Consider the following 25643-nt stretch of genomic DNA (forward strand, 5'->3'; position numbering starts at 1 on the left):
CATTTCGAGGGCGCGCTTATACGTCGTTCCGACGTGCGCTTGGCCGTGCCAATTCTTGATCGCGATGGCGATCTATCATCTTCACGTCAAGGTCATCGGCCGCAAGGCCGGGTCGAGCGCGGTGGCGTCCGCCGCCTACCGCTCGGCTTCGCGCCTGCGCGACGAGCGCATCGACCGCAGCCACGACTTTTCCAGCAAGCGCGGCGTCGTCCATTCCGAAATCATGCTGCCGGAGGGAGCGCCCCAGCATCTTGGCGACCGCGAACGGCTGTGGAACGAGGTCGAATCCGTCGAGGTCCGCAAGGACGCCCAGCTTGCCCGCGAGGTGGAGTTCGCCATTCCCCGCGAGATGACGCAGGCGCAAGGCATCGAACTCGCCCGCGACTTCGTGCAGGCCGAGTTTGTCGATCAGGGCATGATCGCCGATGTGAACGTGCATTGGGATATCGGCGAAGACGGAATGCCGAAGCCCCATGCGCATGTCATGCTGACCATGCGCAGCGTGGACGAGAACGGGGTCGGCCAGAAGGTCCGCGACTGGAACCGCACGGAGATGGTCGAGCGCTGGCGCGAGCGGTGGGCCGATCTTGCCAATGAGCGCCTTGCCGAACTCGACATAGACGCCCGCATCGACCATCGCAGCCTTGAAGCGCAGGGCATCGCGCTTGAGCCGCAAAGCCAGATCGGCGCACCGGCGCAGCGGATCGAAGGCGAAGGGATCGAGGCGGCGGATCGCGCCGAGATGCACCGCGAGATTGCGCGGAGCAACGGCGACCGGATCATTGCCGATCCTTCGATTGCGCTGGACGCGATCACGCAGCAGCAATCGACCTTCACGCGCCGCGACCTAGCGAAGTTCGCGCACCGCCACAGCGACGGCATCGATCAGTTCAACGAAGTCACGAGCGCGATCCGCAACGCGCCCGATCTGGTCGAATTGGGCAAGGACGGACGCGGCGAGGATCGGTTCACCACGCGCCAGATGATCGAGGCGGAACAGCGCCTGCATCGCGCGGCGGACGTGATGGCCGAGCGCGAGCGCCATGCCGTTGGAGATGCGGATCGTGACGCCGCTCTTGCCCGCGCCGAACAACGCGGGCTTGTCCTGTCCGGCGAGCAGGCCGACGCACTTGCGCATGTCACGGACGGGCGCGATCTCGGCATGGTCGTCGGCTATGCCGGAACGGGAAAAAGCGCCATGCTCGGCGTGGCGCGCGAAGCTTGGGAGTCCGCCGGCTACGAGGTTCGTGGTGTCGCTCTTTCCGGCATCGCGGCGGAAAATCTCGAAAGCGGATCGGGGATTTCCTCGCGCACCATCGCCAGCATGGAACACGGCTGGAAGAACGGCCGCGACATGCTCACCAGCCGCGATGTGCTTGTCATCGATGAGGCCGGCATGGTCGGCACGCGGCAGTTGGAGCGCGTCCTGTCGCACGCAGCCGATGCCGGCGCGAAAGTCGTGCTGGTCGGCGATCCCCAGCAGTTGCAATCCATCGAAGCCGGCGCGGCGTTCCGTTCGATCCATGATCGTCATGACGGCGTCGAAATTTCTGAGGTCCGCCGCCAGCGTGAGGGCTGGCAGCGCGACGCCACCCGCGATCTTGCCACCGGCAGAACCGGACATGCGATCCATGCCTATGAGCGGCAGGGCATGGTGCATGTCGCGGAATCCCGCGAACAGGCGCGCGGCGATCTGATCGAGCGTTGGGACCGCGAGCGGCAGGCGTCGCCGGACGCCAGCCGTATCATCCTCACCCACACCAATGACGAGGTGCGGGCGCTCAACGAGGCGGCGCGGGAGAAGATGCGCGAGGCTGGCGATCTTGGTGCGGATGCGCGTGTCTCCGTCGAACGCGGTGCGCGCGACTTCGCCGCCGGGGATCGCGTCATGTTCTTGGCTAACGAGCGCGGCCTTGGTGTCAAGAACGGCACGCTCGGAACGCTTGAACATGTCAGCGCGCAGAGCATGGCGGTGCGAACCGACGACGGGCGCTCTGTCGCCTTCGATCTGAAGGACTATAACAAGCTCGACCACGGCTATGCGGCGACGATCCACAAGGCGCAGGGCATGACGGTGGACCGCACCCATGTTCTGGCAACGCCGAGCATGGACGCCCACGGCAGCTATGTCGCACTGTCGCGCCATCGCGACACCATGGACCTGCATTACGGCCGCGACGACTTCGCCAATCAGGACCGGCTTGCCCGCACGCTGTCACGGGATCGGTCGAAGGACATGGCGACCGACTACGAGCGCGCCGACCCGGCGCGGTCTTACGCCGAGCGGCGCGGCATCACCTTCCGCAAGCGCGTCGCCGAGATCGTGCGCAAGGTTGTGCCTGAGAAGGTGCGCGACATGTTCGACGGCCTGCGCCTGTCGCCCCAGAGCGGGCTGACGTCGGAACGGGAACGCAGCGGCCCGGAAACCGTCCGGCGCGAAGCCGATAGGCCGGAACGGAAGGTGGCGCAAGACCCGGAGGCAGCGTTGCGCCGAGCGCGGGGGCAGGCCTTCGTCCGTCACGCCCGCGCGGTGGCCGCGATCTTCGAGGCGCAGGTGGAAGGCGGCAAGGCCAGCCCGCATCAGGTGCAGGAATTGCACGACGCCCGCAGCGCCTTCGACGACCTGCGCCCGCACGGTTCTCGCGATGCCGAGGCCGTGTACAAGAGGAATCCCGAATTTGCGACGGAGGTTGCTTCGGGCGTTACCGACCGCGCCGCTCCCGCTCGGCGCGCCCTGCAACTGGAAACCGAATTGCGCACTGATCCGGGCCGGCGCGCCGACCGCTTCGTGGAGCGCTGGCAGAAGCTCGAACGCGCCAGCGAGCAGCGCTATGCAGCGGGCGACTATTCCGGCCACCGGGCCGCGCGTGCCGAGATGGGCAACATGGCGATGAGCCTGGAGCGCGATGCCCAGGTGGACAGCCTGCTTCAGGGCCGCAAGCGCGAACTCGGAATCAGCATGGACTTCGACAGGGGGATCAGCATGAGCGAGCAGCTTTCCCTCAGTCACGGACTCGGCAGAGGCCGGGGGCTCGGGTTGTAACCCGTCCGATTTATAGCCGATCGCCGCCGTTCCCCCTACGTCGACATTTTACGTCTTGCGCGCCCGCAAATGCCTCCCCTGTCTGGTCTCAGCAGCGATCAGCAACAGCCAGCAGGAGGCCCCGCGACCATGCGTGAACCGGACCGCATCATCCGAATGAAGACCGTCCAAGCCCGCACCGGACTGTCCAAGTCCACCATCTATCGCAAAATGGCCGAGGGCACATTCCCCGCCCGGCACAAGATCAGCATGAACGGCACAGGGTGGAAGGAATCCGATATCAACCGATGGGTCGCCGATCCCGCCGGGTGGCGGTCGCGCGGCGAATTCGACTTCCTTGAATTCTGATGAGGTCTTACGGGCAATCGCTAATCCGGATGGACCTGACTTCCATCGTCATGGCTTTGCCGCCTGGCATTTTCGTTGTCATCGTCCCCTCGGATGCCGTGCCGGAATAGGTGAGGTCGGAAATTGTTTCCGCGCCCGAGCAGGTCATGGCGAAGCGAATCCGTGGGCCATCGATCTCAACGGATTTTGTGACGCATCCGTTTTTGGCATTTTCCGTATCGATGGCGGCCTTGATTTGCCCATGGTCGCCGTTGACGCTCATTGCAGCCTGCGTCGATATGCATTGCCGGCTCGTTTGCGCAGGCATCGGTGATCTAGTGACGGTGCTCTCCCACAGTCCGGGTTGTAAACGCTCTACCGCCATTGCCGAAGAGATCGAGGCATCGATCTGTGAAATCGCAATCAAAGCGATTATGGATAAGAATATCGTACGCATGTTCATGCCTGATCGCTCCGAAAAAAGATCGTATGAATGCGAGAGCCGAACTATCTCGCCAGCTCGACGAGCTTTCCATTGCTGTCCCACTGCTCTTCCCGCGCATCGCCCTGAACGTGATAGCCGGTCGCGTCATAGGTCATGCGGACCGTAAGCTGATATGTGTTTCGGCCAACTTGCCCGAGATAGCCACACTCCAACACGGCTGATTCCTTTGCCGCTTCGTTTGCAACCATGCTGCCAGCGAAGCCGCGTCTTCCCGTCAAAAGCTTTGTGACCCCGGCGGTTTTCGACAAGCGGCCCAAATCGCCCGCGATGCTGGACGCGGGCGGGCATACGCCGACAAGTTCGCCGATGATGACGTTGAATTTGCGCGGGCCAGACAGACGGCGCAACGCGATCTCAATGTGAGTTTCGCCACTTGGCAAAGGATTGCCATCGACCGCGCAGTACCATTCGACCTGCTTCGGATCTTCAACCCCATCCTCCGATCCCGAGGGCACACAACCCAGGACCGTGCGGACAACCGTGCCGCGGAAATCCACGCTGCGGGAGATGGCATCGTTGATTTCGGCAGCGCTCGGTGGCGCATCGCGCTTGGGCGCAGCAGAAGCGCTCGAACCGCTTGCGATGAGTATAGCCGCTACGACAGGAAAAACATTCATGCAGAGCCCCTCTCTGATCGATCCTGGCGGATGGCGGATATCTCGTTTGGTGTTATGTGGTTCAATCGCTGTCGCTCAGGTATTTTGCGCGGCCGGCAAACTGCGGCGGCAATCCCTTTTCCTTCAGCCAGCCGTCCCAACTGGTGACGTCGTCGGCGCAGAATCCAGGCTGTCCGTCAGCCGGCGTGTCGAAGACCCAGGCGTTGTTCTTTCGGACAAAAGTGGCTTCGATGACGAGGTCCCGACCATCGACCTCGCAGGGAAAGTTGATGACCAGGGGCACACCGCCCGGCCGCTGCGGATGAAGCCACGCAAACGCATAATTGCCGCTTACGCTGATCGTCCTGACGTCGAACTCTATAGGCTTGCCGAAGACGCTTTCCATCGGCTTGCGCATAAGATCGAGAATCCGGGTCCGGTCCGGCGATCCGCGCGGCGGTGTGGTGAATGTCGCAAATCCACCGGCATCGGCGGAATAGACCCCGCCGATGAAAACGAACAACCCGGCGGCGACTGCGGTACGCAAACGTTGCCATTCCAATCCGCGATCTGATCGAGACGACATCATCGGCGCACCAGCTCAACGCGCCGGTTCTTTGCGCGCCCCGCCTCCGCATCGTTCAACGCCACGGGTGCGGACATTCCGGCTCCGAACGGAATCAGCCTCGATTTTGCGATGCCATAGCTCCGCATAAGACTGGTTGCCACGCTGGCGGCCCGGCGTTGGGACAGGCTGACATTGTAGTCGAACTCGCCCTGATTGTCGGTGTGGCCGGCAACGATCAGGACCAGTCCGGGGTCGCTCTTCAGAAGCTTGGCGATTTCGGCCAGTGTCGGCGCGGATTCTGCTTTCAGGTCGGACTTGTCGGTGTCGAAATAGATGCCGTAGAGGGCGACGTGCCCGCTTACGTCGAGGCTGGTCTTCATTGCGGTTGCATCGAGGAATACGATCTTGTCGTCTTCGATCGGCTTCACCTCGGCGATACGCATGGCAACGACCGGCTCGGTGCCCTTGCCGCTCAGGATAGAGACATAGACATCGCCCTGCGGGCGCTTCAGCACGGCGAGGCGATAAACGACATGGTCGCCATAGTAGAAATTGCGGCGCGTATCGTCGATCAGCGAGCCAAAGCGATAAAGGCTGGAGCTGCCTGAAATGCAGTCGCGGTCAACGCAGGAGAACAGCGTTTCAAAGCCTTTGTCCTTGAGGCTTTTGGCGAAGTTCGCATCGATTTCGAGCGCGGAGCGGTCATGCGGGGCTTTGTAGACGATACGAAAGGACCGGCCCTCAAGCCGCAGGCGCTTGTCCTCGGGGATCGTCGTGTCATCGAATTTTGCCGGCAGCGCGCCATTCAGCAAATCGACGCGATCGAAATCCGACTTCTGATAGACGAATATCTCGGAGCCTTCGTAGCGCCCGACCAGAGGGTAGTCCGACGATCCCGCGACATCGGCCGCGTGAGCCTGCGCTCCGGCGGCAAGGACGTAGAACGCGATGACACAACCATAAACAAACAGACGCGCGCGCTTCATGTATTCAAAGTTCTCCAAATAGTTTTTGGAAGCATAGTCGCCGCCAAGAGGAAAACTATTCCCCGCCGGGGGAGCTTCCTGGCAAAAATGGATGTATGGTGGACGGGCAGGAAGGCGGGCGACGATGGCGATCGGTTCAAGGCGGGAATGGCACAATATCGACCTGATCTGCCGGGCGGGACTGGATATCGCCACGCTGACACCACTGCTATGCCGTCATATCCGGAACTTCGTCGGCGCGGCGGCCGCAGCCATGTTCTGGATGGACGAAAACGGCATGCCGATCGGTCTTCACCATGAAGACAGCCCCGACAGCGTCCGGAATTTGTTCGTTAACGAGTTCGAGCGCCTGTTTACCGGCCCGTCCGAGATCAATGTCGCAATGCTGGCGCGGAGCGGCGGTGGGAAGAAGAGCATTCTGCTTTCGCCGCCGCCGGACTATTTTCGCTCCAATACCTTTAACCTACTCATTCGTCCCAGCGGTCATCATCACGCGCTCGACCTTCGCGTCAGGGTCGATGGCAAGGTTCGTGTCATCGTCCTGCTGTTTCGCGAGGAAGCCAATGCGTTCGCTGCCGTGGATGCCGAACGGCTGAAGATGGTTGAACCCTGCCTGCTCAATGCCGTGACCGCCTCCGAGGTCTCCGGTTGGCGAACGAAGGGAGAGAGAGGTCAGTTGATCGTCGATACCGGAGGAGAGGCTGTACTGTTCCACAACGATGCGGCGGTAAACCTCTTGAAGGAATGCCCGCTTGTTGGACAGGGGATCAATTTGACGGGGGAGATTCTGCGCGCGCCCGGCTTCGTTCGCGGTCTATGTTCGCGTCCGGCGGAATCATGGCCACGGCAGGCCAGTGTTTTCATCCCGTCCGGCCGTTTGACGGCAACCGCGACACCGATGCACGCTAACGCTGACGTTGCATTTCCAGCCCGGGCGGTTCTGGTGACACTGGAGCGGCAAGTTGCCGTTTGCCTCGATGTCATCATGAGCCTGATGCAGACGACATTGTCGCCGATCCAGCGGAAAATCAGCCTTGCCGCTTCTGGCGGTAGCCGGAGGGGCGATATTTCAATGCAAATGGGAATAAGCGGCGAAGCCCTGAAAAAACATCTGGCGGCGATCTATTCGACGTTCAACGTCAATTCGTGGGAAGCGCTTCGGCAAACGATCCAGGCCGAATGCAACTGATCCAATACTCAGTGGTATCGTGCAAAGCAGGGAGGTGCTGAGAAGGTGCAGCCCTCTCCTGTCACGAAGATTCGAGCAGGCCGGCGCTCGATGGCACGCCCTTCGGGACGGGCTCTATTCCGCAGCGGCTTTGCCGCCGCTCCACGGAACCCCGTGCCGGGTTTCCGCCGTTCCGGTCACGATCCTTCGTGTGGTCGGCCGTTGGCCGGGAATGATGCGCTTTTGCGCGACTCCCTCGTATAGCGGGGACCAGGGCTTCGCCCTTTCTTCCCCAAACAGGCTTCCGCCCACCTTCCTCCACGCCGCTTTGCGCCGTTCCGTGCAGGCGGTTCCCCGCGAAGCCTGTTTTCCCCTTCCAACCCACCGCTCGCGCGGCTCCGGGAAGCAGGCAATGCCTGCTTCCCCGTTCCATTCAAGGAAGGCGGCGATCCGGTCCCGGATCGAAAAAGCTGGTATTCGCGCTCGACTGTGGTAAGTTACATGTAACTGGATATGGAGATTTGTCATGGTTGCTGTATCGAAGCCCAAGCCTGTCAGGCAGAAGGTGCGCGAGCATCGCGAGCGGTTGCGCGCGCAGGGGCTGCGGCCGATCCAGATTTGGGTGCCGGACGTGCGTTCGCCTTCATTCCAGACGCAGGCCCATCGCCAGTCGCAGGCGGTTGCCGCGAGTGCGCACGCGCATGAGGATCAAGCCTTCATCGACGCCGTATCCGATTGGGGCGACGAGTGAGGCGCGGCGAGGTCTGGACCGTTTCCGGGGGGCAGGACTATGCGGGCAAGCCGCGTCCCGCTGTCATCGTGCAGGACGACAGTTTCGACGCCACCGACTCGATCACGATTTGCGCCTTCACCACCGACCCCACCGACGCGCCCTTGTTCCGTCTTGTCGTGGAGCCGAACGAGCGCAACGGCCTGCGTTCCGCCTGTCGGCTGATGGTGGACAAGATCACCACCGTTCCCAAGGCGAAGCTGGGCGCGCAGGTCGGGCGGCTCGATGACGAGGACATGGTGCGACTCAATCAGGCCATGACCGTGTTTCTCGGCATGGCGGTGACGCCGAGAGCCGGAAGGGGGAAGCAGCCATGATGTGCGGGGCTGTGTTCCGGCGTTGCGGCAAAGGACGGCCATCGGCGGCACATAGGCTATTCGAGATTCTGAGCGTGCCCGCGATCTTTGGCGCATGTCCAAGACGCGCGCTTTTCGTAGCCCCAAACGTCGCGGGCGCGCAAAGACCGGCGCGCTCCCGAGCGACCTTTACGCCTATGCCGAGGCCAAGCCGTCGCCCCGCATCGGGCGTCCGCCCAAGCTTGAACCCGAGACATGGACCGTCACCGACGACTGGCCCGATCCGCTGCCGGTCACAGAGACCGAAATCGACCTGTTCGAGGCGTGGTTCGGCGATTTTTTCGATGAACTGTTCGGGCCGTCCTCATGATCTGACAAGGAGACACATGCCATGACCGTGCCGCTGCGCGCCGCCCTCTATCTGCGCGTCTCGACAGCGCGGCAGGCCGAGCATGATGTCTCCATCCCCGACCAGCGCAAACAGGGCGAAGCCTATTGCGCCTCGCGCGGCTACACGCTGGCCGAAACCTATGTCGAGGCCGGCGCGTCGGCCACCAACGACCGTAGGCCGGAATTCCAGCGCATGATCGAGGCGGGCACATCGAAGCCCGCGCCGTTCGATGTCGTCGTGGTCCATTCGTTCAGCCGCTTCTTCCGCGATCACTTTGAGCTTGAGTTCTACGTCAGGAAGCTCGCCAAGAATGGCGTCAAGCTTCTCTCCATCACGCAAGAAATGGGGGATGACCCCATGCACGTCATGATGCGGCAGATCATGGCGCTGTTCGATGAGTATCAGTCGAAGGAAAACGCCAAGCACGTCCTGCGGGCGCAGAAGGAGAATGCGCGGCAAGGCTTCTGGAACGGCGCGTTGCCGCCGATCGGCTATCGCATCATCGCCGCCGAGACACGCGGGGCCAAGGTCAAGAAGAAGCTGGAAATCGACCCGCTGCACGCCGACACCATCCGGCTCATCTTCCGCCTTGCGCTGGACGGTAACAACGGCTCCGGCCCGATGGGCGTCAAGGCCATCGTCACCCATCTCAACGCTCGGCGCATCTTCACCCGCGACGGCGGGCGCTGGGGCATCGGTCAGGTTCACCGCATCCTGACCCGTCGCACCTATATTGGCGAGCATGAGTTCAACAAGCGCACCAAGGCCAAGGAGCTAAAGCCGCAAAGCGAGGTCGTGGTGGTCGAGGTGCCGCCGCTGATCGACCGCGAGACCTTCGACACGGTTCAGGCGCGGCTCAAGGCCCGCAACCCCAAGGTCATGCCCGCCCGTGTCGTCAGCGGTCCCACGCTGCTCACCGGCATCTGCTATTGCGCCAAGTGCGGCGGGGCCATGACCATCCGCACCGGCAAGAGCGGGCGCTATCGCTATTACGCCTGCTCGATCAAGGCGCGGCAGGGCGAGACGGGATGCGAGGGCCGCTCGATCCCGATGGAGAAGCTCGACGGCGTGGTGATCGACCACATCGAGCGTGAGTTCCTTGACCCCTCGCGGCTGGAAACCGTGCTGTCCGCCGTTCTCGACCGCCGGCAGGAGCGTGGCGAGCGCCGCCGCGAGCACATCGCCGAACTGAACAAGCGCGCGGCCGAGACGGAACTACGCCTGAAACGGCTCTACGACGCCATAGAGGCGGGCCTGACCGATCTGGACGATCCGGCGCTGAAAGACCGCATCGACGGCCTGCGCGCTCTCCGCGACCAAGCCAAGGTCGATTCCGAACGGGCGCAGGCCATGCTTGAAAGCTCCACCAATCAGGCGATCACGCCGCAGATGGTGGAACGATTCGCCACCACCGCACGCAAGCGGATGCGTATCGACGGCGGCGGCTATCGGCGGGATCACCTGCGCGCTTTCGCCCAGCGCGTCGAGGTCGCCGAGCGCGAAGTGGTCATCAAGGGATCGAAAGGCGAGTTGCTTCGCACGCTGGTCGCCATCGGAAGCGGAAAATCGGCGGAAACTGGCGTGCCCAGTTCTGTTCTGAAATGGCGGGGCGAGAGGGATTCGAACTCGTCTTACATTGAGCGACTATGCTGCTAGCCTTGGAATGGTCTTCTCCACCAATCGCAAGAATCGGGTGTTGCGAGCCCCCGCAACCATCTTCACTTGCATGGCAATTTCGGGAACGTCGGCCGCTCCTGCGGGGCGGCCCTCGACTGACCGCAAGTTATGATGGTTGCGCCCTCCCGCAACCATCTTTGCCGGCACGGGGCGCAAGGAATGATGAAATCCTGCCCTGGATTTGAACTTGCAGCTTCTCCGTTCGGTCCAAGGCGGCCGTATTTTCGCAATCTCGGCTGGGCTGACTGTGATGCCCAGAGCAGACACTGGCGTTTACTCAGCGAGCAGGATCGCCGTGGATAACTCGTCCGTGTGCTTGCGCGCGAGATCGGGGACTGCGGCATCACCGTCATGCCCGGTGCGGTTTTGACTCCTGCGCCGACAAACGCAGTCGAGGCGGTCGTTGCGGCCGAGGAGGCGAAAACGCCGCTCGCCCGCGTAAGTGAGCCTCTGGATATCACGAACGTCGTGGCCTTGTTGGCTTGCGATAACGCCCGACGGATTACCGGCCAGATCTTGGCGCCGGTGGCGGAATGTTCTGAAGGCCGCGCACGGGCCTCATGTTCCGGCCTGTGCAACTATCTCTTAGGGGGGGGGGTGGCGCACCCGACACGATTCGAACGTGTGGCCTTCGCCTTCGGAGGGCGACGCTCTATCCAGCTGAGCTACGGGTGCATTCTGCTTACGCAGTGCTTACGCGAAATTCCGGCGAGTGTGAAGCGATCTCCGTCATTCCCGCAAGTCTCTGAACTTTAAACCTCTTTTTGTCTGCCATTTCGCGCCCACTGGCTTGACACGAGCCTTCGGAGGGCAACGCTCTATCCAGCTGAGCTACGGGTGCGTGGCGCAGGAGCGGGTCCCTTTTAACGGAAGGCTTGCGGCGCGGCAACAGGGGATGGAGCCGTGTCCACGGCGGCTTGCGGTGAATGCCCGTGCCTTGCGGGAGAACGGATGGTCCGGTTCGGCGGGCGTGTGGGGCAGGCCCCCGGGGCGCTTCAGGCTGCTGCGGAGGGGCGCACGCCGGAGCCATCAGCCCGCGTCCTCCAGCGCCTCCGATTCGGCCTGGAGCGCAGCGAGGAGGGTCATGAAGCGCTCGCCTTGGACCAGCACGTGAGCCCTGAGGCGCTCGGCGGCGCGGGGGCCGTCGCCGGCGAAGAGCGCATCAACGATGCCCTGGTGCTCGGCGAAAGACGCCTCCACCCGCCGCGGCACTTTCAGCTGAAGGCGGCGATAGGGCTGGAGGGCGCGCTGCAATCTCAGCGCCTCCCCCGCCAGAACCCGGTTGCCGGTGGCGGCATAGATGGCGCCGTGGAAACGGGCATTGGCGGGATAATAGGCCTCCTCGTCACCGGCAGCGGCGGCGATGCGGCAGGTCTCGTGTGCCTCCGAGATCGCCTCCCGGTCGGAGGGCCCCATGCGCTGCACGGCGAGCCGGCCGCAGGAGGCTTCGATTTCGGCCATCAGCTCGAAGGATTCGATCAGTTCGCGCGGGCCGAGCAGCACCACGAAGGCGCCGCGGCGGGGTCGGATTTCCACCAGGCCCGATGACGAGAGCTGGATCAGCGCCTCGCGGATGGGCGTGCGCGAAACGCCGAACCGCTCGGCGAGGCCCACCTCGTCGAGCCGCTGCCCGGGCTTCAGCCGGCCGGCGACGATATCGTCCTCCAGCGCCTCCCTGAGCCTCGGCGTCTGCTCTCCCCGCACGACGGCGCTCCTTGCGATCTCCCCGTCATCAGAAAGCCGAGTCCGATCATTCAATGCAAGAGAGAAAATCTTGCATACATGATCGTTGACAAAAAATGCAGTCCGATCTCTATTGGCCACAGACGCCGCGGGGATCCTGAAAGATGCCACATCTCGATACCGGAGCGCCATTTTCGCCCCATACCGAAGACAGGATCACCCGAAAGAGAATGCCCCGACCCGTCCCCATGGGCTTGCCTTCGCGGAACGGGCACCGTCCCATGATGGCAGGGACATCCGGCAGCGGGGCTGGTGGAGTGCGGCGATGAGTTCGAATACGTCCTTCTTCGGCGATCTTCTCACCACCATCGCGGATCGCGGCCGCGCCCTGCTCGACCGCAACACACGCACGTCCGGCGCCACCAAGGCGGCGACGCTGGTGGAGCGGTGCGAGCAGCTTCTCTCCGGTCGCGGCGAAGCCTCGGGCGTGGCCCTCGCCACCGACATCCTCGATCGTTACGCCCGCATGAAGACCGGCGAGCGCATCGCCTTCTTCGAGGCGCTGGCCGAGACCTTCGGGCCGGACCGCGCCCGTCTTGATGCCGCCATCGCCAGCTATGGCCGCACGGGGTCGGATGCGGCGATGGCCGAACTCCACCTCGCCAGCGAGCCGCGCCGGCAGGAGCTGTTCCGCCGCTTCAACATGGCCGCCGGCGCGACGCTCTCCCTCGTCCGCATGCGCGAGCATCTGATGGACGCCATGGTCCACCGGCGCGACCTCGCCGCCGTGGATCGCGATTTCGGCCACCTGTTCTCGTCCTGGTTCAACCGGGGGTTCCTCGTGCTGCGACGCATCGACTGGTCGACGCCCGCCAACGTGCTGGAGAAGATCATCCGCTACGAGGCGGTGCACGCCATCCGCGACTGGAACGACCTGCGCGCCCGCGTCGACAGCCCGGACCGGCGTTGCTACGCCTTCTTCCATCCGGCACTGGTGGACGAGCCGCTGATCTTCGTGGAAGTGGCGCTCACCAAGGACATTCCCGGCGCCATCGCCCCGGTGCTGGACCAGTCGCGCGAGCTGCTGGAGCCGGAGAAGGCCACCACGGCCGTCTTCTATTCCATCTCCAACTGCCAGCGCGGGCTCGGTGGCGTCTCCTTCGGCAATTTCCTCATCAAGCAGGTGGTGGAGGAGATTTCCCGCGAGATCCCCTCGCTCACCACCTTCGTCACCCTCTCCCCGGTCCCCGGCTTCCGCGCCTGGCTGGACGGCGAGCGCAAGGCCGAGACGCCGGCCGCCGTCACCGCCGCCGACAAGGAGACGCTCAAGGCGCTCGACACGCCGGACTGGGCCGAGAAGGCGGACGTGCGGGAGGCCCTGACACCGGTGCTGAACGCCGCCGCTGCCTATTACTTCCTCGTCGCCCGCACCGCCAAGGGCAAGCCGGTGGACCCGGTGGCCCGCTTCCACCTCGGCAACGGCGCACGGCTGGAGAAGATCAACCCCATGGGCGACCTCTCGCCCAAGGGCATCGCCCAGGCGGCGGGGCTCATGGTGAACTACCGCTATGTCCTCACCGACATCGAGAAGAACCACGAGGCCTTCGCCGGCAAGGGCGAGGTGGTCGCGAGCCCGGCGGTGAAGAAGCTGCTGCGGGCGGATGCGGGCGCCCGTGCGCTTGTTCCAGTGTCCTGACCTACCGGTGTCCTGAACTGCCGGTTTCCTGAACTGCCCGTGTCCTGAGCTGCCCGCCGCGCCACAGGCACTGTCGCCAACGAGACGAAGACATGAGCGAGAACCACCTCTTCAGCGCCATCCGCGCCGCCATCCCGGCGATGGACAAGCCCCTCGCCCGCCTCATCGACGGGACGGTGGAGACCTATGGCGACGCCCTCGCCCTTTCCGCCCGCCTCGCCAACCTTCTGGTCGCGCGCGGCGTGAAACCCGGCGACCGGGTGGCGGTGCAGGTGGAGAAATCCTGGCCCGCGCTCGCGCTCTATCTCGGTGCGATCCGCGCGGGCGCGGTCTACCTGCCGCTCAACACGGCCTATACGCTGAACGAAGTCGAGTATTTCCTCTCCGACGCCGAGCCCACCGTGTTCGTGTGCCGGCCGGAGATCGAACAGGACGCGCGGGCGCTGGCCGCCCGGCTCGGCGTCGGCGCGGTGGAGACGCTGGGCACCGACGGCAAGGGGTCGCTGACCGAGGCCGCCGCGGGCTTCCCCGACACGTTCGCGGATGTGGCGCGCGGGCCGGACGATCTCGGCGGCATCCTCTATACCTCGGGCACCACGGGCCGCGCCAAGGGCGCCATGCTCACCCACGACAACCTGCTCTCCAACACCAGTGCGCTGAAGGACTACTGGCGCTTCACAGCGGACGACGTGCTGCTGCATGCGCTGCCCATCTTCCACACCCATGGCCTGTTCGTGGCCACGAACATCGTGCTCCTGTCCGGCGCGAGCATGGAGTTCCGCTCCAAATTCGACCCGAAGGAGGCCATCGCGCTGATGGCGGCGGGCAAGGTGACGACGCTCATGGGCGTGCCCACCTTCTACACCCGCCTCATCGACCAGCCCGGCCTCACCCGCGAGGCGACGAAGGGCATGCGCCTGTTCGTCTCCGGCTCCGCGCCGCTGCTGGCGGAGACGCATCGCGCCTTCGAGGAGCGCACCGGCCACGCCATCCTCGAGCGCTACGGCATGACCGAGACGGGGATGAACACTTCCAACCCCTATGACGGCGCGCGCATCGCCGGCACGGTAGGCTATGCCCTGCCCGGCATCAGCGTGCGCGTCACCGATCCCGAGACCGGCGCGGTGCTCCCCACCGGCGAGATTGGCATGATCGAGGTTCAGGGGCCGAACGTGTTCAAGGGCTACTGGCGGATGCCGGAGAAAACGGCCTCCGAATTCCGCGACGGCTTCTTCATCACCGGCGACCTCGGCAAGATCGACGAGACCGGCTACGTCCACATCGTCGGCCGCGGCAAGGATCTCGTCATCACCGGCGGCTTCAACGTCTATCCCAAGGAAGTGGAAGGCGAGATCGACGCCATCCCCGGCGTCGTGGAAAGCGCGGTCATCGGCGTGCCCCACCCGGATTTCGGCGAGGGCGTGACCGCCGTCGTCGTCGCCCAGAAGGACGCGACGCTGACGGAGGATGCCATCCACCGCGCCCTCGAAAATCGTCTTGCCAAGTTCAAGCAGCCGAAGCGCGTCTTCTTCGTCTCCGAGCTGCCGCGCAACACCATGGGCAAGGTGCAGAAGAATCTCCTTCGGGACACCTACAAGGACATCTATCGTAACGTCGCCTGACCCAAGGGACCGTGCCGCCGGCAACGCCAATCAGCCGCCGGCCAGTCCCCGCCAAGTATCTGGTGCCTCAAGAGTTATGAAATCGACCTGCCGGACCCCGGATCAACCGGGGCCGGCCAAATGAAACGGGAAGAAACGCCACAGGCCCACAGCCACCGGGCCAAGGGAGGAAACGCATGTCCAACGACCATTCCCTCATCCATCGCCCGGTTTCCCGCCGCCTCGTGCTCGCCGGCGCTCTGGCCGCGCCCGCCGTGCTGCGCTTCACCGGCACCGCTCATGCGGCGACGACCCTCAAGATCTCCCACCAGTTCCCCTCCTCGTCCGGCGAGGAGGGCGACTTCCGCGACCGGCTCGTGCGCCGTTTCGCAGCGGAGGTGACGAAGCGCACCAACGGAGAGCTGGCCTTCGAGGTCTATCCCGGCTCGTCCCTGATGAAGACGAACGCCCAGTTCTCGGCCCTGCGCAAGGGCGCGCTGGACCTCTCGCTCTATCCCATCTCCTATGCGGGCGGCGAGGCGCCGGAGTGCAACATCGGCCTCATGCCCGGCCTCGTCGTGTCCTACGACCAGGGCCTCGCCTGGCGCACCAAGCCGGTGGGGCAGGCGTTCTCGGAATATCTCGAAGGCAAGGGCGTCAAGATCCTCACCTGGGTCTGGCAGGCGGGCGGCGTCGCCAGCCGCGAGAAGCCGCTGATTGCGCCCGAGGATGCCAAGGGCATGAAGATCCGCGGCGGCTCGCGCGAGATGGACATGGTGCTGCAGGCCGCCGGCGCCGCCGTGCTGTCGCTGCCGTCCAACGAGCTTTACGTCGCCATGCAGACGGGGGCCTGCGACGCCGGCATCACCTCCTCCACCTCCCTCATCTCCTTCCGTCTGGAAGAGCTGGCGAAGCAGCTCACCACCGGCCGCGGCAAGTCCTACTGGTTCATGCTGGAGCCGCTGCTCATCTCCAAGGCGGTGTTCGACAAGCTGCCCAAGGCGCAGCAGGACGTGATGACCGCCGTGGGACTGGAGATGGAGGCCTTCGGCAAGGCCGGCGCCATGGCCGACGACACCAAGGTGGCCGAGGTGTTCGCCAAGGCCGGTGCCAAGATCCATGATCTCGATGCCGCGACGGTGGAGAAGTGGCGCGCCATCGCCCGTGACACCGCATGGAAGGACTATTCCGCCAAGTCCGCCGGCTGCGCCAATCTCATGAAGCTCGCGCAGGAGGTGCCGGCATGAGCCACGGGCTCGATCTCGGCCACGGCGCGGGCGCGCGGGCGGAGGCGACCCACGCCCCTCCCCTGCTGGCGGCGGCGCACGGGCTGCTCAGGCGGGCCAACCGGCTCATCCTCGCCCTCGGCTCGGTCGCCCTCGTGGCGGCGAGCCTCATCCTCTCCTACAGCGTGGTGTCGCGCTTCTTCTTCCACGCGCCCACCTATTGGCAGGACGAAGCCTCGGTCTTCCTGCTGGTGGGCGTCACCTTCATGACCGCCGCCTTCGTGCAGAGCCAGCGCGGCCATGTGGCCATCGATGCCCTCGCCCACATGCTGCCGCCGGGCCTGAACCGGGTGCGGCAGTTCGTGGTGGATCTGTTCAGCTTCGCCTTCTGTGCCTTCTTCACCTGGAAGTCCTTCACCCTGTGGCACGAGGCGTGGGTGGACGGGCAGGTGACCTCCTCCACCTGGGCGCCGCCCCTCTCCATCCCCTACGGCGTGATGACCGCCGGCATGGGCCTGCTCTCGCTGCAGATCCTCATTCAGGTTCTCGCCGGACTTCTGGAAAGGGTGGAACGATGAGCACGGCTCTCGTCGGCCTCCTCTATGGCGGCGCCACCCTCGGCACCATGTTCCTCGGCATGCCCATCGCGTTTGCGCTGGGCGCGGTGGCGGTGCTGTTCATGGTCGGCTTCATGCCGGCCGCCTCCCTCGATACGGTGACGCAGAACGTCTATGAGGAGATGGCTTCCATCACCCTGCTGTCGATCCCGCTCTTCATCCTGAAGGGCGCGGCCATCGGCAAGTCGCGGGCGGGGCAGGATCTCTATTCGGCGCTGCACGCCTGGATGCACAAGATCCCCGGCGGCCTCGGCATCGCCAACGTCTTCGCCTGCGCCCTGTTCGCCGCCATGGCCGGCTCCTCGCCCGCCACCTGCTCGGCCATCGGCTCGGCCGGCATTCCGGAGATGCGCAAGCGCGGCTATTCCGGCGCCTTCGCCGCCGGGCTGATCGCGGCCGGCGGCACGCTCGGCATCCTGCTGCCCCCGTCCATCACCATGATCCTCTATGCGGTGGCGGCCGAGCAGTCCCTGGGCCGCCTGTTCCTCGCCGGCCTCGGGCCGGGGCTGCTGCTGGTGACGCTGTTCGCCGGCTACGCCATGGTGCGCTTCCGGCAGGAATATGCGGCGGCGAAGAAGGCCTATGCGGAGACCGGGGCGCCCTCCGCCTTGCTTCACGAAGACAACCTCACGCTGCGCGACCGCTTCGCCGCCCTGCCCCGCGTGCTGCCCTTCGTGGTGCTGCTCACCGGCGTGATGGTGGCCCTCTATGGCGGCTATGCGACCCCCTCGGAGACGGCAGGCCTCGGCGGCGTGCTGGCGCTGGCGCTCATCGCCCTGATCTACGGCGTGTGGACGCCGAAAGACCTCTCGCCCATCCTGACCTCGACGATCCGCGAGTCGACCATGCTGATGATGATCATCGGCATGTCCCTGCTCTATTCCTACGTCATGAGCTACCTGCACATCAGCCAGGCGGCGGCGCAGGCGATCGTGGCGCTCAACCTGTCCAAGTGGCTGCTGCTCGCCACCATCCTGGTGCTGGTGGTGGTGCTGGGCTTCTTCCTGCCGCCGGTGTCCATCATCCTGATGACCGCGCCGATCATCCTGCCGCCGCTGAAGGCGGCCGGCTTCGACCTGATCTGGTTCGGCGTGGTGATGACCATCGTGATGGAGATGGGGCTCATCCACCCGCCGGTGGGGCTCAACATCTTCGTCATCAAGAACATCGCGCCCGACATCCCGCTGAAGGACGTGATCTGGGGCACGGTGCCCTTCGTGCTCCTTATGCTGCTGGCGGTGATCCTGCTCTGCCTGTTCCCGCAGATCGCCACCGGCTTCCCCGACCTCGTGATGGGCAAAGGCCGCTGAGGCGCCCCTAGCGTCCCTGCACCGGCACCACGTCCACGCCCACGGCGAGGATGTGGTCGCCGGACGAGACAATCACCCCATCCACCGGCGAGACATCCGCATAGTCGCGCCCCACGGCGAGGATGATGTGGTCGTCCCCCGCCGGGATGGCATTGGTGGGGTCGAGCCCGATCCAGCCGAAGGCCGGCCCGCACCACACCTCGGCCCAGGCGTGGGTCGCATCCGCCCCCTCCAGCCGCGGCTGGCCCTCGGGCGGGATGGTGCGCAGATAGCCGGAAACGTAGCGCGCCGGCAGGCCGAGCCCGCGCAGGCCGGCGATCATCACCTGGGCGAAGTCCTGGCACACGCCCGCCTTCGCCGCGAAGGCCTCGTGGGGCGAGGTGGTGACGATGGTGGCGCCGGGCTCATAGGTGAATTCGTCATGCACCCGGTGCATCAGCTCCAGCGCCGCTTCCAGCACGGGGCGGTCGCCGCGGAAGCTGGTCGCCGTCCAGTCGGTGATCTCGTTGTCGATGGGCACCGCCCGGCTCGGAAACAGGCCGTGGGCGGCCGCGTCCGCCCCGAGGTCCATCTCCTCCAGCGCGGCGGCGCGCACCTCGTCCACCAGCGGGGTCGTCGCCGGGTCCGGCAGGGGCGTCGAGGTCACGTCCACCCGGCTGCGGGTGGTGATGGAGAGATGGCCGTGGGGCTGGTCGATGGTGAGCCAGGTCAGGCCGTTGCCGAAGAAATCGGTGCCCTGCTCCAGCTCCGCCGGCTCGGGGTCCACATCGAGAATGTGGGCGATGACGTGCTGATGGCCGAAGCGGTCCACCGGCGTCATCCGCAGCACCTGCCGCACCACGCGCACAGGCACCTGATAGCTGTAGGTGGTGGTCTGGCGAATATCATAGAGCATTGGTGTCTCCTTGCTTTCGCTCAGGCGCCGCGCGGGCTTTATTCGTTGCTTTCGCCTTACATACCGAAGGTCAGCGTCATCTCCGGGGAATGTCCCTGGAGGAAATAGTGCGACGACACCTCGTCGGAGAGCTGCATGAGCATCTTCTCCATGGCGTCGAACCATTGCGGCTCGAAGCTCTCCGCCGTGCTGGCGGCCAGCTCGGCCTGCATGCGGGCGACGATGCGCTCCCACAAGGGCGGCGGCGCATCCTGGTCGCGGCCGGGCAGCACCTTCAGATGGTTCGCCATGCGGTGCACCTGGAAGGCCACCGAGCGCGGATTGTCCGGGTCCAGCAGCACGAGGTCGAGCACCGGTCCCCGCGCTTCCATCATCACATAGCGCGTGCGGTAGGTGATGAGGCTGTCCGCCACCTGCAGCAGCGCGTCGAGCGAGCCCTGCGGGGCGCCGATCTCGCCGAAGGTGCGGGCGAAGCGCAGGGTGCCGATGGCGCGCTCCGTGCGCCGGCCGATCTCCAGGAACCGCCAGCCGGTGAGCCGGTTCATGTTCTCCGAAGCGAGGCCCGAGAAGGCCGCGATGATGCGCAATGCCGCGTCCGCCCGCTCCGCCACATCGGCTTCGGAGGGGGCGGCGGGGACCGGCTGGGAGACGCAGGTCTCGAGATCCACCAGCGCGCGCCACGCATCCGGCGAGAAGCGGTCGCGGATGACGGAAGCCGCCGAACGCGCCGCCTGCACCAGTTGCGGCAGCGCGCCGGGCACGTCGCGGCGGGTGAGCACGGCTACCGCATAGCGGGTGGGCGTCGCGCGGGCGAGATCGCGCGGCATGGCGCCCCACGCCCCGAGCAGGCCCAGCAGCCGCGACACCAGCGGGCTGGTGCCGGTGTCGCCGCTCTCGGCGAGGCGGCCCACCAGCACACGGGAGAGGCGCAGCGTCGCCTCGGCCCGTTCCACATAGCGGCCGAGCCAGAACAGGTTGTCGGCGGCGCGGCTCGGCAGGGTGCCGGACGAGCGGCGGACCTTCACATTGTCCGGGCTCGGCAGAAGCGTGGTGTCGGCCACCTCGCCGTCCGCCAGCACCCACACGTCCGCCGAGCGGTCGCCCTTCTGCATGGAGACGGCGCGGGCATCGGCGGCCGAGGAGATGCGGCAGAAGCCGCCCGGCATCACCGACCAGCCCTTTTCGGTGGCGGTGAGGAACACCCGCAGCATGAACGGCCGGGGGGTCAGCTTTTCCCCGGTCCACACCGGCGTGGTGGAGAGGCGGGCGATGTCCTGCCCCACCACGTCCGCCCCGCGCCGGGCGAGCAGGGTGGAGAGGCGCCGCCGGTCGGCCTGGGTCAGGTCCGCGCCGAGCACCGAGCCGCCATCCGGCAGTCCCGGCAGCGCCCGGCCGAAGGCGGAGGAGATGACCAGCTCGTCCAGATGCTCCATCACCTGCGCCCGCTCGGCCGGCTGGCCGCACCACCATGTGGCCACATGCGGCAGGCTGAGCGGCCGCCCGGTGAGCCGGGTGGCGATGCGCGGCAGGAAGGCGAGCAGCGCCGGCGCCTCGATGATGCCGGTGCCCAGCGCATTGGCCATCGCCACGCCGCCCATGCGGACCGACTGGACGAGGCCCGGCACGCCGAGGCGCGAGCCGGCGTTCAATTCCAGCGGATCGGCGAAGTCGGAATCGAGGCGGCGCAGCAGCACGTCGATGCGCCGGAGGCCCGCCACGGTGCGCACATGCAGCGTATCGCCCCGCACGGTGAGGTCCTCGCCCTCCACCAGCAGGAAGCCGAGATAGCGGGCGAGCAGCGCGTGCTCGAAATAGGTCTCGTTCAGCGGCCCGGGGGTAAGGAGGCCGATGCGGCCCTCCCCCGACCGGTCGAGCTTCATCAGCGAGGTGCGCAGCGCCTGGAAGAAGGCGGCGACCCGCTTCATGTTCAGGTTGCGCGAGACGTCCGGCAGCGCGCGGGTCGAGGCGAGGCGGTTCTCCAGCGCATAGCCGGCGCCGGATGGCGCCTGGGTGCGGTCGGCGAGCACCCACCAGCGCCCGTCCGGGCCGCGCCCCACGTCGGCCGCATAGACCCGCAGGAAGCGCCCGCCCTCGGGACGCACGCCCACCAGCGGACGCAAGAATTCCGGGCTGCCGGCCACGGCCGCCGCCGGCAGATCGCCATCGGCGACCAGATGGGCGTCGCCATAGAGGTCCTGAAGCACCTCTTCCAGCAGCTCGGCGCGCTCGATGAGGCCGGCGGAGAGGGCTTCCCAGTCCGAATTGCCGATGATGAGCGGCATGTGGCTGAGCGACCACGGCCGCTCGCCGCCCCCCGCGTCGTCATAGACGCGATAGAAGACGCCGCTGTCCCTGAGATAGCGGTCCGCGGCGGAGAATCGCCGGCGCAATTCCTCGGGGCCAAGCTCGGCCAGCGCGGCGAGGAAGGGCTGCCAGTGACGGCGCGGCTGGCCGTCCGCATCCATCATCTCGTCGCGGGTGGCCGGAAGGGTGCGGTAGCCGCCGATCAGGCTTTCCGCCGCGGCCCGCTCGAATACCTCGCTCCGCTGCTCCGCCCCCGACACGATCACCCCTTCCGCGGGCACCCCTGCCCGCGTGTCATCTTCCTGCGCCCGGTGGGTCCGGGTTCTCCATTATGACCGTGGCGGCGCCAGATGCACCCCTCTTCCGAGCGCTTCCAGCCTGCGCCCGCCGCGGGACTGGCCGCGACGGCGCCTCGGGGATGGTTGTCGATCAGGCGCTTGCCGGGCGCCTGAGGTCTAGGGTGGTCGGGAACTCGTCCGGCGCCGTCTCCAGCACCACGTCGAGGGTGCCGGGGGTGTGGCCGAAGGTCTGGAAGCGGGCGAGGCGCCGCGCCTCCGCCTCGTAGGAGTTCACCGGGAAAGTATCGTAATTCCGCCCGCCCGGATGGGAGACGTAATAGAGGCAACCGCCCCGCGAACGCTCGCTCCAGGTGTCCACGAGGTCGAACGTGAGCGGCGTGTGCACCGGGATGGTCGGGTGCAGGCCCGACCACGGCTGCCACGCCTTGTAGCGCACGCCCGCGACATAGGTGCCATTGCGGCCGGTGGGGGCCAGCGGCATCTTGCGGCCGTTGCAGGTGAGGATGTGGCGCGAGGGGTTGAAGCCCTCCACCTTCACCTGCAGGCGCTCAACGGAAGAGTCCACGTAGCGGGCGGTGCCGCCCACCACGCCTTCCTCGCCCAGCACGTGCCAGCACTCCAGCGCCTGCCGCACCTCGATGTCCACGCCCGCCTGCTGGACCTTGCCGAAAGCGGGGAAGCGGAACTCGAACTGGGCCCGGAACCACTCGGGATCGATCTGGTAGCCGGCGTCGGAGAGGTCTTCCACCACGTCGAGGAAGTCCTGCCAGACATAATGCGGCAGCATGAAACGGTCGTTGAGGATGGTGCCCCAGCGGGTGCAGTGGCCGTGCACCGGCTTGTTCCACAGCCGCGCGATCAGGGCCCGCAGCATCAGCTGCTGGGCAAGGCTCATGCGCCAGTCCGGCGGCATCTCGAAGCAGCGGAACTCCACGAGGCCCAGCCGGCCGGTGGGACCATCCGGCGAATAGAGCTTGTCGATGGAGATTTCGGTGCGGTGGGTGTTGCCGGTGACGTCCACCAGCAGGTTGCGCAGCAGCCGGTCCACCAGCCACGGGGCTGGAGGCTCGCCCTGCCCGGGCGCCGGGAACTTGGAGAAGGCGATTTCCAGCTCATAGAGGCTGTCGTGCCGCGCCTCGTCCACCCGCGGATGCTGCGAGGTGGGGCCGATGAACAGGCCGGAGAAGAAGTAGGACAGGCAGGGATGGCGCTGCCAGTAGAGCAGCAGGCTCTTCAGCAGATCCGGCCGGCGCAGGAAGGGGCTGTCGGCGGGGGTGGAGCCGCCCACCACCACATGGTTGCCACCGCCGGTGCCGGTATGCCGCCCGTCCACCATGAACTTCTCGGTGCCGAGGCGGGCGAGACGCGCTTCCTCATAGAGGATCCGGGTGATCTCCACGCAACCGGCCCAGGTGGCGGACGGATGGACGTTCACCTCCAGCACGCCCGGATCGGGCGCGATGCGGATGAGGTTGAGGCGGTAGTCGAAGGGCGGCGGATAGCCCTCCATGTGGATGGGCGTGTTCAGCTCGATGGCCACCTGCTCGAGGGCGGCGACGAGGTCGAGATAGTCCTCCAGGATCTCCACCGGCGGTAGGAACACGCACAGGCGGCCGTTGCGCGGCTCGACGCAGAGCGCGGTGCGGGTGTCAGCGGTGAAGATCTGGGTATCGTACTTGGCGAGATATTCGCGCGCCAGCTCCTGCGCCCGCTCGCCGACGCCGTAGGCCTCGGTGCGCGGGGCGATGGAATGGCGCGGCATGCCGCCCGGCCCGCCGGGGGTGCCGGCGTCGGTGCCTTCCGAACCCGCGCCGGGGCCGCCCTGCCCTGACGCGTAGCGGGCGGCGAAATCAGCGGCGTCGGGCAGCGGGTCGCGCGGCTCGAAGGGGTCGGCCTCGACGATGTAGGGGTAGCGCGTCGGCGCCAGATACTGCAGCGATTCCAGCGGCAGGCGGTAGCCCATGGGGCTTTCGCCGGGGATCAGGAACAGGAACTGGCGGCGGTAGGTCCATTCCTCCGAGCGCCACGCCGGGCCGGCGGGGGTCCAGACGCGGCGCAGCGGCAGCACCGAGCCGGTGGCCGTGCCGAGGCCCTGGTTGAAGGTGCGCGCCAGCATGCGCCGCTGCACCTCGTCCGCCATGCGCGGATCGCCGGGGGCGATGTTCTCGGGAAGGTTCTGTTCCTTCCACATGTAATAGATGTTGTCCTCGAACGCCTGCTGGACGAACTCGCTGCCAACGGCAAGCTTCTCGGCCACCGCCTTGCAGAAGCGCGCGGCATCGGCCGGGGTGACGCCGTAATTGACCTTCTCGTCGGCGATCAGGTCCTCGCGCTGCCAGATGGGCTGGCCGTCCTTGCGCCAGAACAGGTCGAAGGACCAGCGCGGCAGCGTCTCGCCGGGATACCACTTGCCCTGGCCGTAATGCAGCACGCCTTCGGTCTCGAAGCGGCGGCGCAGGCGGCGAATGAGGTCGTCGGCGCGCTCGCGCTTGTGCGGGCCGAGCGCCTCGGTGTTCCACTCGGGCGACTGGTAGTCGTCGATGGACACGAAGGTGGGCTCGCCGCCCATGGTGAGGCGCACGTCGCCGGCCTTGAGGTCCTCGTCCACCTTGTGGCCGAGCTGGTCAAGGGCGGCCCAGGTCTCGTCCGAGAAGGGCAGCGTGACGCGCGGCGCCTCGGCGACGCGGACCACGTTCATCTCAAAGCCGAACTCGACCTCGGCCTTCTCGTTCACATAGCCGCTGATGGGCGCGGCGGAGCTGTAGTGCGGGGTGGCCGCCAGCGGGATGTGGCCTTCGCCGCAGAGCAGGCCCGAGGTCGGGTCGAGGCCGATCCAGCCGGCGCCGGGCACGAACACCTCGCACCAGGCGTGCAGGTCGGTGAAGTCCACGTCGGTGCCGGAGGGGCCGTCAAGGGCCGCCACGTCGGGCTTGAGCTGGATCAGGTAGCCGGAGACGAAGCGGGCGGCGAGCCCGAGGTGGCGCAGGATCTGCACCAGCAGCCAGCCGGTGTCACGGCACGAGCCGAGCTTGCGCGTCAGCGTCTCGTCGGGCGTCTGCACGCCCGGCTCCATGCGGATCACATAGCCGACCTCGCTCTGGAGGCGCTGGTTGAGGTGGACCAGGAAGTCGACGATGCGGGTCTTCTCGCGCGGGACGGAGGCGAGATAGTCGGCGAACAGGGTCCCCTCATCCTCCAGCTCGAGATAGGGCGCCAGCTCCGCCTTGAGCGCGGGCGCATATTCGAAGGGGAAGTTCTCGGCATATTCCTCGACGAAGAAGTCGAAGGGGTTGATCACGTCGAGCTTGGCGAGGAGGTCCACCTCGACCTTGAACTCCGTAACCCGCTCCGGGAACACGATGCGGGCGAGCCAGTTGCCGAACGGATCCTGCTGCCAGTTGATGAAATGGTCCGCCGGCGAGATCTTCAGCGCATAGGCGGGGATGTCGGTGCGGCTGTGCGGCGCCGGCCGCAGCCGGATCACCTGCGGCCCCATGGAGACCGGGTGGTCGTAGGTGTAGCTCGTGACGTGATGCAGGCTCGCGAGGATCGACATTTAGGTCACCAGGTCCTGCGGGCGACAGCCCAGGGATAGAGTCAATGGTGGGATCGGCCGTTCGGCCGAGGGTGGGGCGCGTGTCCCGCCAAGGTTAGACAAGCCCGGC

20 protein-coding genes, 1 tRNA gene and 1 pseudogene are annotated in these 25643 nt (G+C 66.0%); 13 read left to right on the forward strand and 9 right to left on the reverse strand.

Annotated features, from left to right (window positions below):
• Positions 1 to 64: 64 nt before the first annotated feature.
• A complete protein-coding gene (gene traA, locus ACE3QW_RS11195; protein WP_374251576.1) occupies positions 65 to 3043 on the forward strand; it encodes a Ti-type conjugative transfer relaxase TraA in 2979 nt (992 codons plus the stop codon).
• A gap of 129 nt (positions 3044 to 3172) precedes the next feature.
• Positions 3173 to 3391 carry a helix-turn-helix transcriptional regulator gene (locus tag ACE3QW_RS11200; RefSeq protein ID WP_374251577.1) on the forward strand — a complete coding sequence of 73 codons (219 nt, stop codon included), beginning with the start codon at positions 3173 to 3175 and terminating at the stop codon, positions 3389 to 3391.
• A 7-nt stretch (positions 3392 to 3398) separates the two neighbouring features.
• On the opposite strand, the gene ACE3QW_RS11205 is transcribed toward ACE3QW_RS11200, so the two are convergent.
• The 4 genes from ACE3QW_RS11205 to ACE3QW_RS11220 all read right to left on the reverse strand — a co-directional run bounded on the left by ACE3QW_RS11205 (position 3399) and on the right by ACE3QW_RS11220 (position 6025).
• A complete protein-coding gene (locus ACE3QW_RS11205; RefSeq protein WP_374251578.1) occupies positions 3399 to 3833 on the reverse strand; it encodes a DUF3617 domain-containing protein in 435 nt (144 codons plus the stop codon).
• Positions 3834 to 3877: 44 nt separating this feature from the next.
• A complete protein-coding gene (locus ACE3QW_RS11210) occupies positions 3878 to 4492 on the reverse strand; it encodes a hypothetical protein (RefSeq protein ID WP_374251579.1) in 615 nt (204 codons plus the stop codon).
• 61 nt (positions 4493 to 4553) lie between these two features.
• Complete coding sequence (locus ACE3QW_RS11215; RefSeq protein ID WP_374251580.1) at positions 4554 to 5018, reverse strand: hypothetical protein; 465 nt, start codon at positions 5016 to 5018, stop codon at positions 4554 to 4556.
• 38 nt (positions 5019 to 5056) lie between these two features.
• Positions 5057 to 6025, reverse strand: coding sequence for an OmpA family protein (locus tag ACE3QW_RS11220; RefSeq protein ID WP_374251581.1), 969 nt, complete (start codon positions 6023 to 6025; stop codon positions 5057 to 5059).
• Between the two features lie 124 nt (positions 6026 to 6149).
• Here ACE3QW_RS11220 and ACE3QW_RS11225 point away from each other — a divergent pair, with 124 nt between their 5' ends.
• From ACE3QW_RS11225 to ACE3QW_RS11250, 6 genes and pseudogenes are all read left to right on the forward strand, one after another.
• Complete coding sequence (locus ACE3QW_RS11225; protein ID WP_374251582.1) at positions 6150 to 7214, forward strand: hypothetical protein; 1065 nt, start codon at positions 6150 to 6152, stop codon at positions 7212 to 7214.
• A 505-nt stretch (positions 7215 to 7719) separates the two neighbouring features.
• Positions 7720 to 7944 (forward strand): antitoxin MazE family protein, encoded by a 225-nt coding sequence (locus tag ACE3QW_RS11230; protein WP_374251583.1) that lies wholly within the window; start codon positions 7720 to 7722, stop codon positions 7942 to 7944.
• Positions 7941 to 8300 carry a type II toxin-antitoxin system PemK/MazF family toxin gene (locus ACE3QW_RS11235; RefSeq protein ID WP_374251584.1) on the forward strand — a complete coding sequence of 120 codons (360 nt, stop codon included), beginning with the start codon at positions 7941 to 7943 and terminating at the stop codon, positions 8298 to 8300. The genes ACE3QW_RS11230 and ACE3QW_RS11235 overlap by 4 nt, the downstream gene beginning before the upstream one ends.
• A gap of 94 nt (positions 8301 to 8394) precedes the next feature.
• Positions 8395 to 8649 (forward strand): hypothetical protein, encoded by a 255-nt coding sequence (locus ACE3QW_RS11240; protein WP_374251585.1) that lies wholly within the window; start codon positions 8395 to 8397, stop codon positions 8647 to 8649.
• A gap of 21 nt (positions 8650 to 8670) precedes the next feature.
• Complete coding sequence (locus tag ACE3QW_RS11245) at positions 8671 to 10326, forward strand: recombinase family protein (protein WP_374251586.1); 1656 nt, start codon at positions 8671 to 8673, stop codon at positions 10324 to 10326.
• A gap of 333 nt (positions 10327 to 10659) precedes the next feature.
• Positions 10660 to 10854 (forward strand): annotated as a pseudogene (locus ACE3QW_RS11250) (SDR family oxidoreductase); the annotation flags it as partial.
• A gap of 91 nt (positions 10855 to 10945) precedes the next feature.
• Here ACE3QW_RS11250 and ACE3QW_RS11255 read toward each other — a convergent pair.
• Together ACE3QW_RS11255 and ACE3QW_RS11260 are read right to left on the reverse strand one after the other, a co-directional pair.
• Positions 10946 to 11022: transfer RNA gene (locus ACE3QW_RS11255), tRNA-Arg, on the reverse strand.
• 354 nt (positions 11023 to 11376) lie between these two features.
• Complete coding sequence (locus tag ACE3QW_RS11260; RefSeq protein WP_374251587.1) at positions 11377 to 12051, reverse strand: GntR family transcriptional regulator; 675 nt, start codon at positions 12049 to 12051, stop codon at positions 11377 to 11379.
• A gap of 304 nt (positions 12052 to 12355) precedes the next feature.
• Between ACE3QW_RS11260 and ACE3QW_RS11265 the strand changes: the two genes are divergently transcribed.
• The 5 genes from ACE3QW_RS11265 to ACE3QW_RS11285 all read left to right on the forward strand — a co-directional run bounded on the left by ACE3QW_RS11265 (position 12356) and on the right by ACE3QW_RS11285 (position 18480).
• A complete protein-coding gene (locus ACE3QW_RS11265; protein ID WP_374251588.1) occupies positions 12356 to 13726 on the forward strand; it encodes a malonyl-CoA decarboxylase in 1371 nt (456 codons plus the stop codon).
• A gap of 92 nt (positions 13727 to 13818) precedes the next feature.
• Entirely contained in the window at positions 13819 to 15348 is a 1530-nt protein-coding gene (locus ACE3QW_RS11270) for a malonyl-CoA synthase (protein WP_374251589.1), read from the forward strand.
• Between the two features lie 176 nt (positions 15349 to 15524).
• Positions 15525 to 16574 carry a TRAP transporter substrate-binding protein DctP gene (dctP, locus tag ACE3QW_RS11275; RefSeq protein WP_029555238.1) on the forward strand — a complete coding sequence of 350 codons (1050 nt, stop codon included), beginning with the start codon at positions 15525 to 15527 and terminating at the stop codon, positions 16572 to 16574.
• Complete coding sequence (locus ACE3QW_RS11280) at positions 16571 to 17131, forward strand: TRAP transporter small permease (RefSeq protein ID WP_374251590.1); 561 nt, start codon at positions 16571 to 16573, stop codon at positions 17129 to 17131. Before dctP ends, ACE3QW_RS11280 begins: the two co-directional genes overlap by 4 nt.
• Positions 17128 to 18480, forward strand: a complete 1353-nt coding sequence (locus ACE3QW_RS11285; RefSeq protein WP_029555239.1) for a TRAP transporter large permease — start codon at positions 17128 to 17130, stop codon at positions 18478 to 18480. Before ACE3QW_RS11280 ends, ACE3QW_RS11285 begins: the two co-directional genes overlap by 4 nt.
• Positions 18481 to 18487: 7 nt before the next feature.
• Here ACE3QW_RS11285 and ACE3QW_RS11290 read toward each other — a convergent pair whose 3' ends face one another.
• From ACE3QW_RS11290 to ACE3QW_RS11300, 3 genes are all read right to left on the reverse strand, one after another.
• The gene (locus ACE3QW_RS11290; protein ID WP_374251591.1) at positions 18488 to 19375 is read right to left on the reverse strand and encodes a transglutaminase N-terminal domain-containing protein; all 888 of its coding nucleotides are present in this window, start codon (positions 19373 to 19375) and stop codon (positions 18488 to 18490) included.
• A 56-nt stretch (positions 19376 to 19431) separates the two neighbouring features.
• Positions 19432 to 21939 carry a circularly permuted type 2 ATP-grasp protein gene (locus ACE3QW_RS11295; protein WP_029555240.1) on the reverse strand — a complete coding sequence of 836 codons (2508 nt, stop codon included), beginning with the start codon at positions 21937 to 21939 and terminating at the stop codon, positions 19432 to 19434.
• Between the two features lie 169 nt (positions 21940 to 22108).
• A complete protein-coding gene (locus tag ACE3QW_RS11300) occupies positions 22109 to 25534 on the reverse strand; it encodes a DUF2126 domain-containing protein (protein ID WP_374251592.1) in 3426 nt (1141 codons plus the stop codon).
• Positions 25535 to 25643: the final 109 nt, after the last annotated feature.

Source organism: Xanthobacter sp., assembly GCF_041911315.1.
Taxonomy (GTDB): Bacteria; Pseudomonadota; Alphaproteobacteria; order Rhizobiales; family Xanthobacteraceae; genus Xanthobacter; species Xanthobacter aminoxidans.